A 14,223-nucleotide genomic window follows, 5' to 3' on the forward strand; every position below is an offset into this window, starting at 1 on the left:
CATGATGGCTTTACTGGCTTGAATTCATATATAATCTTATACAAAAATTATTTTACTTTTACTTGCGCTAGCACAGATTTAAACGTATTAATGACTGTATCTACCTCTTCATAACTAATTGTAAGAGATGGTTCAATACGAATTGTTTTTGAGTTAATCAATGTTCCCGCAACAAGAATGCCTTGATCAAACATTGCCTTTGACACTTCATAACCAATCTCGTCTTTATGGAATTCAATACCAATCATTAAACCTTGACCACGAATTTCAAATATTTTATCTTCGTGTCCTTCTGCTGCTTGTTTCAATCCTTTTAAGAAATACTCCCCAACTTCCGCAGATCGTTCCGGTAATTTATCTTCCAATAATACATGAATTGTTGCAATTGCAGCAGCACATGCAAGAGGATTTCCTCCAAACGTTGTTGTATGCATAAATGGATTTTCAAACCAACTTTGGAATACTTTCTCTTTCGCAACGATAGCTCCCGCTGGCATTACACCTCCACCAAACGCTTTCGCAAGACAAATAATATCCGGCACAACATCATATAAATCTGCTGCAAACATTTTTCCAGTACGTCCCATTCCAGTTTGCACTTCATCAAAAATAAGGAGCGATCCAAATTCATCACAAAGCTCTCGAACTTGTTTCAAATAATTTTCTGGAGGTAAAATTATTCCTCCTTCTCCTTGAATTGGCTCTAAAATAACTGCTGCAACATCTTCTCCCACTAATGCACATGTCTCAAATGTTTTTCTCATCATATCAATGTCACCAAACGGAACATGACGGAAACCCGGAATTAATGGTAAAAATGGTTTACGGAACATTCCTTTTGCCGTTCCAGATAAAGCACCAAGACTCTTACCATGGAAAGCACGAGTTGTAGAAATGAAAGTTGTTCGTTCACTATACATTTTTGCTAGTTTTAACGCTGCCTCTACGCTTTCTGTTCCACTATTTGTAAAGAAGGAGTATTTCAAATCACCAGGTGTAATATCCGCTAAAATCTTTGCAAGCATTGCTCGAAGTGGATCTAGTAAATCCTGACTATGCAACGCTTGACGCTTTAATTGATCTGTCACAGCTTTTACTACTTTTGGATTACGGTGACCAACATTGTAAATTCCGAATCCACCTAAACAGTCAATATATTTTTTACCATTAATATCCATGAAACAAGATCCTTCATCTGACCATTCTACTGATGCAAATTGTCCATCTTTTGTTACTGTTTTTCTATAAGCAAGAAAACCTGGATTCACATGCTCTCTAAATCCATCTACTGTTTCTTTTTGAATCCAGTTCGCCTCTTCTTCAGAAACCTTTTCTTTTTCAATTAACTGTAGTACTTTCGTAATATACTCATTTACACTTGAATCTTTTACATCTTTCTCATTCAATTTATTTTTCACATTCGTTTCCATCTATTTCACTCCTACATTCTTTTTATTTGCAAACCAACCAATAGGTTCTACTTCTAGATTTATATTAATCTGCTTAATTTCTTGAAATTCCTCTAAACCAAACGTTCCTAGGCTACGACCTATACCACTTTGTTTATATCCACCCCAAGGCGCCTCATTGTATGTTGGATGATAGCTATTAATCCACGTAATTCCTGCGCGAAGCTTGCGAATCACACGCATTGCTTTTGCACCATCAACCGTAAAGACTCCTCCAGCTAAGCCATAATCTGTTCCATTTGCTAACTCAATTGCTTCTTGTTCATTTTTAAACTTTTGAATTACTACAACAGGACCGAAAATTTCTTCCTGTACAATGCGCATATCGGGTTTTACATTGACAAAGACCGTTGGTTCAATAAAGAAACCGTCGCCTTTTCCATCCGTCAGTATCCGCTTACCTCCACAAGCAATGTCTGCGCCTTCATCTTTTCCAATTTCAATGTAGCGTAATACTTTTTCCATATGTTCTTGACTTACAAGTGGACCCATTTCTGATTCTGGATTATCACCAGGCCCAACGTTAATTTGCTGTGCTCGCTCTACAAAACTATTAACAAATTTATCATAAACGCTTTCTTCTACAAGAATTCTCGATCCGGCTGAACATACTTGTCCGCTACCTGCATAAATACCAAATAGGGCGTAGTCAACAGCTGTTTCAAAATCAGCATCTGCAAAAATAATATTTGGAGATTTCCCTCCAAGTTCTAGCGAAATCTTTTTCATATTATCTGCTGCTGTTCTCATAATGTGCTTACCTGTTTTTGTTCCACCCGTAAAGGAAATCATATCTACTTTATTACTTGCTGCAATTTCATTCCCTACTGTTGGACCTGCTCCCATCACCATATTGGCTACACCTTGTGGTAACTCTACTTTTTCAAAGATTTCGAATAACTTTGTTGCAGTGATTGGTGTCACTTCAGAAGGTTTAAACACAATTGTGTTTCCAGCTGCTAAAGCAGGTGCAATTTTCCATACACTCATCAGTAACGGATAATTCCATGGAACAATTAATCCACAAACACCAACTGGTTCTCTTACAACCATTGCTTGCATCGGATCGGCTACATGGTATGTTTGTCCATCCGGCTTTGTAATCAATCCCGCGTAATAGCGAAAACAAGCCGCTGCATCTCCAATATCTCCTTCCGCTTCACGGTGTGTTTTTCCATTATCCATTGTTTCCAGACGCACCAATTCTTCCATATTTTTATCAATCTCATCTGCTATTTTAAATAAATAAGACGCTCTTTCAGCAGTTGATGTTTCTGACCAAATTCCGCTATCAAAAGTCGCTTTTGCCACTTCTATCGCGTATTTTGCATCCTCAATTGTTCCCTCAGGTGCATATGCTATACCCTTGCCATTCGCAGGGTTAATAATCGTTCTTTTCTCTTGATTACTAGAATCTTTCCATTCACCGTTTACATACATTTTTAAATCTAGCACTATATTGAATCCTCCTTTATTGATCGTTTATATATTTATAAGCAATTTTCATGCCAACATTTAAAATGCAAAGGAATCATGTAAAAACTAACTATATTCTTATATATCACAAAAAAAGTTATGCTTTTTTGCATACATTATTCTGTTTTGCATAGGACAGAATATCAATCAGTACCACTATCACCTTCAACTCGCTGAATTTTGAGATAATAGAACGTAATGCCCACGAATAGCGGAAAACTCAGTAAACTAGCAAAAAGGAGAAGTCTATGCGACCTTCCCCTTTTTAAGAATAAGAGATTATATCAGTCTCTATCCCTTTTTCGCTAATAATTTTTTGATATTTTCGACTCACCGAAGATTGGCTGATTCCAAGAGCTTTTGCAGCCTTAGTCGTTGTTTTATACTGCTTCATTGCAAGTAAAATCAGTTGTTCTTCTACAGAATGTAGTGCTTCTTGTAACGGTAATACTCTTGTAATAACTGGTTTTGATTTTTTAAAGTCATAGCCTGGTGTTAAAAACTTACTAACAAATTCAGCTTCAATTACTGGATCGTCTGCCGATACTACTAAACGTTCAATCATATTTTGTAATTCACGTACATTTCCTGGCCATGAATAAAACTCTAGTAAGTTAAGTGCATCCGGAGTTAAATGATAATTTTTATTATATTTTTCATTTAACTGTTGCAAGAAATGAAAGGCAAGTACAGGAACATCTTCCATTCGTTCTCGTAGAGGAGGAACTTGCAACGGAATTACATTTAAGCGATAAAATAAATCTTCACGGAACGTTCCTGCTTCTACCATCTTTTCAAGACTCTTATTTGTAGCAGCAATAATTTGTACATTTATTTTCGTAGGTATTGTACTTCCAATAGGAATTACTTCTTGTTCTTGCAAAACTCTAAGCAATTTCACTTGCAAATGTAAGGGCATTTCTCCAATTTCATCTAAAAATAAAATACCTTGATCAGCTCGCTTAAAATATCCTTCTTTTCCGTTCTTATCCGCCCCTGTAAAGGCACCTTTCGTATAACCAAATAGTTCACTTTCTAATAAAGTTTCTGGAATTGCCCCGCAGTTTAATTTTAAAAATGGCTTTGACGATCGTTTTCCAAGTTGATGAATCGCTTGGGCAATTACTTCCTTCCCAACGCCCGATTCTCCAGAAATAAGAACATTGGAAGAAAAATCTGCTATTTTTTTAGCTTGGTTAATAATCTGCTCCATTTTTGGACTACAGTAAATAAGCTTCTTAAGAAAGCGATCTTTATTTTTAAAATCATCTAATTCCTTCTTATATTGCTCTGATATTTTCTTTATTTCATGTAATTCTGTCTTCAATCTCGTTGCTTCTGTAATATCTCTTGAGGCAATAATAATACGATGAAGCTCTCCATTTTCACTAAATACAGGATTTCCGACCGCTAATATTTTCCTTCCGTTTTTTGTTTCTTGTACAACGGATACCTTTTTTTGTTGTTCCAGCACTAATCGCGTGACAGATGGACTAAATAATCCTTTCTTTTCTAAGTCTAAAAGATTTTTTCCTAAAAGATCTTTCAAATTACTTCCCCAAAAATCATTGATAACGGTTTCACTATAACGCATCAATTCCCCTTTATGATTAACAACTAATATTTCATCATAAATACTAGACAATATTGCATGTAAATCTTTATTTAAATCCTTTATATATTCAATTTCCATCGCCATGTCCTCGACCATCGGCAAATCTTGTACAATAATAACCATTCCTTCAATACTTTGATCAAAGTTTGGAATAGGACTATAGTCAACTAATACACCCATCTCATTTGTGAGTTGTAATTGATTCAAAATCGTTTTTCCTGTTGCAAATGCATTATTAATATGTTCTTCATTAAAAATCTTTTCTGCTGGTACATTCATAACTTTTTCAGGAGTCGATTTAATCATCTTCAAACCAGATTCATTACAGTTTACAATTTTCTTTTCACGGTCCACTACAAAAATCCCCATTGGAATAGACGTTAAAATAATTTTCAGTATATCAACACTCTGATTTTCTTGTTTAAATAGTTCTGCAAAAACATCCTCTCTTCTTATATATCCTGTTAGTTCATCCATTTCATTTTTTACTATAGCAATCGGCGCTCCAATAATTTGAAAAAGAGCTGTTAAAGAAATATCTTTACTAAGATGACATATTGTATCTAGTGAAACAGCATTTGAAAGTAATAGCTTGGAAGTTAATCCATTACTGTTTGACAGCAAATCCTTAACATGAACGTATGCAAATAATTTCTCTCCTCTTTTTAAAAATAGAAAAGATTCTTTCATATTTTCAACATCTATATTCCATTCCTTCTCAGATTGATCAATAGACAGAGAAACAATAGGTCTAATTTTTTTATGAGCAATGGAAAACATTCTGCTATTCCTCCTTTGAATTACTTAATTTGTATTGTATCATTAAATGCAGATTTTTTTAATTAATCTGAAAATAAAACATTTCTTCCTTCGTTTAACAAAAAAAAGAAGATGAACGTCGCCATCTTCCTCATTGTTCTATCATTAATCATTAATCACTACCACTAACGAAAAGGTCTTCTTGAATATACGCTAATACCATACCCGGAATTACTTTATCTCCTGCCTCTACTTCTAAAGATTGAACTTCTCCGCTACATCCCATCTTAATTACTTCCAGTTTACCATTCATATCTTTAATAGAAAATAATGGCTCCCATTCATAAACTCGAGAGTCCTTATTAATAGACACTTTTTCAATTGTTCCATAGCATGGACTCGTAATAATATCATAGTACATAATCAATCATCCCTTTCTTTTATTCTATTAATATTGTTCTTCTAACCTTTGTGACTGAAGAATCATATGGAAAAAACTTTGAAACTCTTCTATATCTTCTCCCTCGATTCCTAGCCTTGGTGCCCAATATTGTTCCTCTCCAATATCTTCTTGACTTAATAAAATCATTCTCCCATTTTGAATAGAGGTAACCATTGCTTTTCCAAGAAACTGTTGTGAATACGTAACAGCTATATCATAACGATGACTATTCGACAAAATGCAATAATAACCGATTGGTTGTCTCTCCACTTCTTCTAGTAAAATATCTAGTTTCATTTGAACCCTCCTTTAGGTTAAAAATGCAACCAACCTCTTAGGCGTGATGCTTCTACAATCTTGTGAACTCCTTCAATATACGCAGCAATTTTCATATTTACTCCAAAGCGTTTAGAAGTGTCAAGTACGTTAGAAAAACTAGTAGTAATTTTCTCCTTTAAACATTGATCAACATATTGCTCTGTCCAGTAATATCCTTGGTTGTTTTGACACCATTCAAAATAAGAAACAATAACACCACCAGAGTTTGCTAAAATATCTGGAACAACCAAAATTCCCTTTTCTTCTAACATGGTTATCGCCTCTTTTGTTGTTGGACCATTTGCAGCCTCAATGATAATCTTACATCCAAGATTTCCTGCATTCTGTTTCGTAATCACTCCCCCAATTGCCGCTGGAATAAGTACATCACATTCTTTTTCTAACAACTCCTGATTAGAAATTGTTTTACTAAAGAGATTCGATACTACACCAAAAGAATCTCTGTTTTCTAGTAAATAAGGAACATCTAGACCATCTGGATTATAAATCGCTCCTATAGCATCTGATACCCCAACTACTTTCACACCAATATCATATAAATATTTCGCCAAATACCCTCCAACATTCCCAAATCCTTGAATAATAACTCGCATATTTTGCAAAGGAATTTGTTTTAACTCACTTACTAACTGAAGTGTATACAATACACCTTTAGAAGTTGCTGTTTCCCGGCCCTGTGATCCCCCTAGCATTAATGGCTTCCCGGTTATAAAGCCTGGAGAGTCAAACTCCCTAATATGATCATATTCATCTAGCATCCAAGCCATAATTTGCGCATTGGTGTACATATCAGGGGCTGGAATATCTTTTGTCGGTCCTACAATTTGACTTACTGCTCTTACATACCCACGACTCAGTAACTCAAGTTCTCTAAAACTCATCTCCTGTGGATTACAAATAATCCCGCCCTTTGCGCCTCCATATGGAAGTCCTGTCACCCCACATTTCAAACTCATCCAGCCAGCAAGTGCTTTTACTTCTTCTGCCGTAACATCTGGATGGAATCTAATACCACCTTTTGTTGGCCCAGCAGCGTCGTTATGCTGAGCGCGATACCCTTGAAATACCTTTGTTGTTCCATCATCCATGCGAACAGGAATACTTACTTCTAAAAAACGCATTGGTTTTTTCAGAAATTCAAACACTTCGTCTGGATAATGTAAAAAATGAAGCGCCTCTTTTAATATAGCTTGAAATTCCTCTAAAGGATTCTCAAGCTCAACTGTATTAGTATGTTTTTCTGATTGAATTGGCACGATAACACCCCGCTTATATTTTTACTAATTGTATAAAGCAATAATCGTGCCAAGTGAAAATACTAAGTTAATCATCTCGTGTCATCCCCTTACTTATGAATCTTTGAATGACTTATGCAATACTGCATGATTACCAAATATAAAAGCAAAAGACATCGGAATTTATCCGATGTCTTTTGTTTTTATATTTCCTGTGCTTCTTCAAAATGCATTTGCGGAGGAGCTGAACGGAACATATTGGTAACATATAGAAGGTACCCAATTCCAATAATAGCCCAGCAAAGTCCCAGAATAAGTGAATGAATATTGAGGTTAAACCATAGTATCGCTACAGTACCAGCACCTAAAATAGGCATAACTAAGAAATTTAAGCAGTCTTTTATCGTTTTATATCTTTTTTTCTTAATTACATAGTAGGAAATTACAGATAAATTAACAAATGTAAATGCAATAAGCGCTCCAAAGTTAATAAGAGATGCTGCCGTTTCTAAATCAATGAATATAGCGGCGAGGGAAATAACCCCTACAATAATAATGTTATATACCGGAGTTCGCCAACGAGGATGAATGTATCCGAATATTTTCTTCGGAATTACATTATCTCGACCCATTACGTACAATAATCTGGATACACTTGTATGAGAAGCTAAACCAGACGCAAGTGTCCCCATAAGCGTTCCTACTAAAAAGAAAGCTTGAAATAGTTTTCCACCAACATATAGCGCAATTTCTGGAGATGCTGATTCTTGATCTTTAAATACAGATGTATCCGGAAAAAAAGATTGTGTAAAATACGTTGTAGTAATGAATAAAACTCCACCGATTAAAGCAGTAAGAAAAATAGCTCGAGGAATTGTCTTCTGCGCATTTGGTGTCTCTTCCGCAAATGTAGTTACTGCATCAAAACCTAAAAATGAAAAACAAAGAATTGTCGCCCCTGCAACCAACGGTGATATTTCTATATCTGATTGAAAAAACGGCTGAATGGAAAAAACTTCTCCTGTTCCCTCTCCCGCTAATAAACCTTTTATAACTAGAAAAACAAACACAGTCATTACTAGCACTTGAAATATTACTAAGAACGTATTGAAGTTAGCAGTAACATTTACGCTAATAATATTTATAAGTGTAATCAGTAGAATAAAACCAATGACCCATATCCAATTAGGAACACTTGGAAAAAACGCGGACAAATAAATTCTCGTTAATAGTGCGTTCACCATCGGTAGAAATAAATAATCCAATAACGCGGACCATCCAACAAGAAATCCAAGCCTTGCACTAATTGTCTTCTGTGTATACGTATAAGCTGATCCTGCGGTAGGAAAAACCTTTACCATTTTGCCGTAGCTTGCAGCGGTAAACAACATCCCTGCTAATGCAATCAGATAAGCTCCCGGAACATGTCCATCCGTTTTTTCAGAAACGATTCCAAATGTATCAAACCCAACCATCGGTGTCATATACCCGACCCCTAGCATAACAATTGACCAAAGCCCTAACGAACGTTTTAAACTAACTGCTTTTCCCACCTATCATTCCCCCTACTTTCTCTATCTAATTTCCAATTAAAAATTGACAACGAAAAGGAAACGCTTTCAAATTACTGTATATACCACACAAAGTATTACAATCTCCTTTTGTTTTAAATATCAATGCAATTTTCGAGCCAAGATTTCTGTAATTATAAAATTCAATTCGAAAAAGAGCATATAGGTGGAAGTAAGCCTTAATTCTTCTAATTTTTTATTCATTTTGACATAAGTTATTCAATCTCTCATACTGTTAAATATTAAAAATAAAACTTTAATCCGTGTTTTTTATCTTCACTTTTTCACAAATTAGGCTTTTACAAGATAGAAACATTTTCATGAAATAATAACATTATGTAAACTATTTATAGCAAAAAAAGCTGTCTTTTCTATAAAGACAGCTTTTTTATAACACTATATTAAAAATTGAATACGAAGTCATCGTCAGCTAACTTTTCAACATTTGTTGCTTTTACGTAACCATTTCCTTTTACAGAGAAGAAATCATGGTTTTTCGTATCAGTACGTAAACCATTTAAAACGATCGGGTTAATTTCCTCTTCTTCAAACTTCGGCTCAAGTCCTAAGTTCATAAGTCCTTTATTCGCATTGTAACGAACGAAACGGTTTACATCTTCTACAAGACCGATAGAAGTGTAAATTTCTTCTGTATATGCCATTTCAATTTCATATAGTTCCATTAATAACTCTTGCGTTTCTTTTTGCACCTCTTGTTGATCTTCAGCAGAAAGTTCTGCGAAGATTTGTTGTGCTAAAATACCGACGAATACGCCGTGAATGGACTCATCCTTTACCTTCACATAAGTTCGCTACTCCTATGCCGTTTATACAGCTTACAGTTTCCTGTAAGAAGAGACTATATCATCTACCTTCTCAGGCAGCCCTCCATTTCGATTTAAGGGATTCTCACCCACCGCTTGGCCCTACTCCTATTGCGGAATTTCACCGCCATTGGGATAGTCGTTGAACGTTCCTTTATCTACGTATCGCACCCACCACTGTTTATACAGTTTTCGATGTCTGATACGGCTTCCTGTGCCGCTCGATAACCCATATTTTCTTTCAATGGATGCATTTGATTCACCGGCTTGTAACATCTGAACAATATCCAAAAACATTTCAAGAGTAACACGTCCCCTTGTTTTCAGTTGGTGTTCGGATTTAACCGGCATATAATTTTGCACTTTTTCCCAAAGATGTTTATAACGTTTCTTATGTCGAATTAAAGACACATAATTAGGATGAAGATTATACATTTCAGCAATTTCTGGATTTGTCTTTCCGCACTTTAGTAGCTCTGCAATCTCAAAAAATTGTGCATCTGTAATTTTGGATTGTGGATTTTTTTCACCTATAACACGTAGCCTTTTCTTCTCTAATTGTTCTTCAGTGAATTTAATTCCACCCAATCCTTCTCCGCCTAAAGTTAAATTATAGCCATTATTATAAGAATTATACAGCCAAATATACTGTTGCTCAATCTCACTCAATTCTTCCAATGAACATTCTATTTCCTCTAGAATTCCATATTCTAAAGTGGATTCATATTTACAGTATGCTGCTTGTAAATACCTATTATAATGTGTACCACTCTTTAACATCCACATATGTTCCCTAATTCGTTTTAAATTTGAAACGTGCACATCTTTACCGATATAATACTTCCCATTGATCTTCAAATAGTAAATTCCGTACATGTTATCGCTAGATAAAGGCTTCGCTGCTGATTGCCCTATCAGCTATTCTCCTTTCCATCTATTGATAGTTAGAGAATAACCTAAATGCATGTATTCATCAATAATAAAACAGATAAATTTACAATAGGGGGTCCCAGCAATTAAAAGGGTTTTTCAATTGGTATCTCTACCAAAAGCCGCTATAAGTTAACGGATAATAAGGTTAATAATCTCACCACTTGCCGTCAATTTCCCTTGACCTGCTAAGTAAAGCGGATAGAAGAAGCCACTATAGAATAAGTAACTTTCTAAGAATACACTTGCTACCATTGCCATGTATAACTCTTTTTTCGTTACTTCAGGCTTTAATAAACGACGATAATAACTAGTAACAATACCAGCCTTTTTCTCAAGTAATGGATGAGTATCTACCCATTCAAAAATATCATCAATTTCTTCTTCAGTAGCTAACGTTGTGAAAATATGACTGTAACTCTTCGCATGTACTTCTTCCATAGCGCCCATGAAAGCTAATACACTTTTCGCTTGTAAATTTTCAAGATGAACAAGTACAAGAGGCATCCCTTCGCCACCTTGCTTCGTATCTAAAAGTGTTAAACCACCTAATACACGCTTATAAGCAATTTGCTCTTCTTTTGATAATTGTACCCAAGTATTTTTGTCAGAAGATACCGCGATTTCTTCTTCTGTCCAAAACTGAGCGATGTTTTGCTTCCAAAACATTAAACTGAAATCATCTTCTTTTTTGTTCCAGTTAACAGCGCGCATTGAATCACCCCTATATCATTTATTGTTCTACTGAACGGTTAAATTTCCATCTAGTAATGAAAATCTAACCGTTTAGTAGAACAAACCAAGTATGAGCAGGGTTATGAACCCTGCTCATACTATTGGGTTATTCATTTAGTATGGCAATATGCCATTAAACGGTACAAGCCACGCACTCTTCCACGCTTAACTTACGTGTTCTCGTATAATACAGACTCTTTAAGCCTTTTTTATGTGCATAGATGTAGTAACGTGCTAATTCACGTGTTGAAATATCACTATTAACGTAAAGAATTGTACTAATTCCTTGGTCAATATGTTCTTGAATTTCTGCGATTAAATCAATTAGTTTAAACTGATTCATATCGTAAGAAGATTTATAGTACCAGAACGTATCTTTTGATAAATACGGCATTGGATAATATGTTGTCGCATTCGCATACGTTCTTGATTCGATTTGACTTACGATCGGCATTACGCTTGAAGTTGCATTTTGAACGTAACTGATAGATTGTGTTGGAGCGATAGCAAGACGATATGAGTTATATAAACCATTCTTCTGCACTTGCTCTTTTAAACTTGTCCAATCTTCTTTTGTCGGAATATGAATTCCTTCAAATAATTGTTGAACTTTTTCAGTTACTGGGCTGTAATCTGTCGTTTCATACTTTTCAAAGTATGTGCCGTTCGCATAATCAGACTTATCGAAGTCTTTAAATGTTTCGCCTTTTTCTTTAGCTATTTCCATACTTTTCTCAATAGAGTAGTAATTTAACATCATAAAGAATGTACGAGCGAACTCTTTCGCTTCTGCACTTTCATATGCGATTTTGTTTTTTGATAAATATCCGTGTAAGTTCATTGCGCCAAGTCCAACTGAATGAAGCTCATCATTTGCTTTTTTCACAGTTGGTGCATTCGGAATGATCGTCATATCAGAAACAGCTGTTAAAGCTTCCATTCCCGCATGAACGGCTTCACGAATTTCTTTATTTTCCATTACATTCACGATATTTAACGATCCTAAATTACAGTTAATATCACGACGGATAATGTCATCTGTACCGTAATCATTTATTTCAGAAGTTTCTTGTAGCTGGAAGATTTCTGTACACAAGTTCGACATCTTCACAGTTCCAATATCCTTCAGTGGATGTTGGTTATTTGCATTGGATTTAAACATTAAGTATGGATAACCAGACTCAAGCTGAATCATAGCAATTTTAATAAGCATATCACGCGCACTAATATCTAGCGGCTTCTTCTTCACTTTCGGATTGCTCATTAATTCATCGTACATTTCATCGATATCAATATCATCTAAATGTTTTCCGTATTCTTTAAACACCGTATAAGGCGCGAAAACATGGAAAGGTTCGTTTTTCTCAGCAAGCTCAAAGAACTTACTTGGAACGATAATTCCGATTGATAGAGACTGAATACGGCTCTTCTCATCGGCATTTATTTTTTTTGTATCAAGGAATTCAATAATATCCCAATGGAAAATATTTAAGTATACAGCCCCGGCACCTTTTCGTTGGCCAAGTTGATTCGCATATGAAAACGAATCTTCAAGTAATTTCATAACAGGTACTACACCACTTGCAGCGTTATCAATACCTTTAATTTGCTCACCACGTGCGCGTAGCTTAGATAAGTTTAAAGCTACTCCGCCGCCGATTTTCGATAATTGCATCGCTGTATTAATGTTAAAGCCGATTGAATTTAAGCTATCATCCATCTCTAACAAGAAACAAGACACCATTTCTCCTCTTCTGCTTCTTCCCGCATTTAAAAAGGTTGGTGTCGCTGGTTGGTAGTTTTGTTTTACAATCATGCTTGCGAATTGTTTTGCCTTCGCAACATCACCGCGTCCTAAGTATAATGAAACAATTGCTACACGATCTTCATAGCTTTCTAAGTATTGTTTTTGATCATTTGTTTTTAGCGCATAATCTTTGTAGAACTTAGATGCTGCCATATAAGATTGGAACTCGAAGTTTTCACCATAAGCGATGTTATATACCTCTTCTACTTCCTCCAAGCTATACTCGTCCAGAACGTTGTAATAGTAATCCTGTTCTTTCATATACTCCATTCGCTCTGCCACGCTATTAAAATGAACGGTATTCTCTCTAGCTTCTTCCATAAAGACTTCTAATGCCTCTTTATCTTTATGAAGCTGATAAAAACCGTCCTGCATTTGCGTGATTTCGTTATTCAGTTCAATGTGTCGCAATCTCCCGCACCCTTTCCTTGAAATATTCTACGTCTTTATTTGTTCCAGATAACTCGAATTTTGATACAATAGGTACTTCATATCTGGATGAAATTTTGTCTGCACTTGCACCGAACATGTCTCCCCAGTTACGATTGCCACTTGCAGATACGCCTTTTAATTTGTCATTATTGCGTTCTAAAAAGTCTAAAACACGTTCTGGTACATTGCCAAAACCTGTTGTATACGTAATTAAAATAAAGTCTTCATCTATTACTAGATCTTCATCAATTTGAACGGCCGGCATATTTAATTTGTGAATGAAACGCTTCACGTTTCCTGTCATAGAATCATATGCAACTAACATTTCCGACCCTCCCTCTCCAATCTATATTCTCTGTATGTCGTTTCTTGATTTCTCTATATATTGTATTACGTTTCAAAATAAGACACAAGATGTATGTATAAATTCTTTCTTTTTTTAACTTTTACTTTTCGACATGACAGTCGATTTTTTTCAATACAATGACTATGAAACAACATTCTAAAACTCATGTCAATAAAGTGCTTTTTAAAAAAGTTGTCAACGAATTTAACCTTATTTTTAAAAAAGCCACCAATATTTTTTGTC

10 protein-coding genes and 2 pseudogenes are annotated in these 14,223 nt (G+C 35.3%); all 12 read right to left on the reverse strand.

What is annotated here, in order from left to right:
- Positions 1-47: 47 nt before the first annotated feature.
- Complete coding sequence (locus tag COI75_RS07090; protein WP_000449697.1) at positions 48-1,430, reverse strand: putrescine aminotransferase; 1,383 nt, start codon at positions 1,428-1,430, stop codon at positions 48-50.
- Positions 1,431-2,924: an aldehyde dehydrogenase family protein gene (locus tag COI75_RS07095; protein ID WP_000886171.1), complete on the reverse strand. Its 1,494-nt coding sequence runs from the start codon at positions 2,922-2,924 to the stop codon at positions 1,431-1,433.
- A 286-nt stretch (positions 2,925-3,210) separates the two neighbouring features.
- Positions 3,211-5,340 carry a sigma 54-interacting transcriptional regulator gene (locus COI75_RS07100; RefSeq protein ID WP_000491351.1) on the reverse strand — a complete coding sequence of 710 codons (2,130 nt, stop codon included), beginning with the start codon at positions 5,338-5,340 and terminating at the stop codon, positions 3,211-3,213.
- A 151-nt stretch (positions 5,341-5,491) separates the two neighbouring features.
- Positions 5,492-5,740: a hypothetical protein gene (locus tag COI75_RS07105; protein WP_000291045.1), complete on the reverse strand. Its 249-nt coding sequence runs from the start codon at positions 5,738-5,740 to the stop codon at positions 5,492-5,494.
- A gap of 27 nt (positions 5,741-5,767) precedes the next feature.
- Complete coding sequence (locus COI75_RS07110) at positions 5,768-6,058, reverse strand: SAV0927 family protein (RefSeq protein ID WP_000762556.1); 291 nt, start codon at positions 6,056-6,058, stop codon at positions 5,768-5,770.
- Positions 6,059-6,075: 17 nt separating this feature from the next.
- Positions 6,076-7,356 (reverse strand): Glu/Leu/Phe/Val family dehydrogenase, encoded by a 1,281-nt coding sequence (locus COI75_RS07115; protein WP_001122430.1) that lies wholly within the window; start codon positions 7,354-7,356, stop codon positions 6,076-6,078.
- A 182-nt stretch (positions 7,357-7,538) separates the two neighbouring features.
- Positions 7,539-8,888 carry an APC family permease gene (locus tag COI75_RS07120; RefSeq protein WP_000513811.1) on the reverse strand — a complete coding sequence of 450 codons (1,350 nt, stop codon included), beginning with the start codon at positions 8,886-8,888 and terminating at the stop codon, positions 7,539-7,541.
- 419 nt (positions 8,889-9,307) lie between these two features.
- Positions 9,308-9,703, reverse strand: a pseudogene (locus COI75_RS07125) (ribonucleotide-diphosphate reductase subunit beta); the annotation flags it as partial.
- A gap of 135 nt (positions 9,704-9,838) precedes the next feature.
- On the reverse strand, positions 9,839-10,606 hold the full coding sequence (locus tag COI75_RS07130; protein ID WP_033657961.1) for a GIY-YIG nuclease family protein: 768 nt from the start codon (positions 10,604-10,606) through the stop codon (positions 9,839-9,841).
- 189 nt (positions 10,607-10,795) lie between these two features.
- A pseudogene (locus tag COI75_RS07135) lies at positions 10,796-11,374 on the reverse strand (ribonucleotide-diphosphate reductase subunit beta); the annotation flags it as partial.
- A 154-nt stretch (positions 11,375-11,528) separates the two neighbouring features.
- On the reverse strand, positions 11,529-13,613 hold the full coding sequence (nrdE, locus tag COI75_RS07140) for a class 1b ribonucleoside-diphosphate reductase subunit alpha (RefSeq protein WP_001215830.1): 2,085 nt from the start codon (positions 13,611-13,613) through the stop codon (positions 11,529-11,531).
- Positions 13,600-13,959: a class Ib ribonucleoside-diphosphate reductase assembly flavoprotein NrdI gene (gene nrdI, locus COI75_RS07145; RefSeq protein WP_000959446.1), complete on the reverse strand. Its 360-nt coding sequence runs from the start codon at positions 13,957-13,959 to the stop codon at positions 13,600-13,602. The genes nrdE and nrdI overlap by 14 nt, the downstream gene beginning before the upstream one ends.
- Positions 13,960-14,223: the final 264 nt, after the last annotated feature.

Origin of the sequence: Bacillus cereus, assembly GCF_002564555.1 — a bacterium.
GTDB lineage: Bacteria > Bacillota > Bacilli > Bacillales > Bacillaceae_G > Bacillus_A > Bacillus_A cereus_K.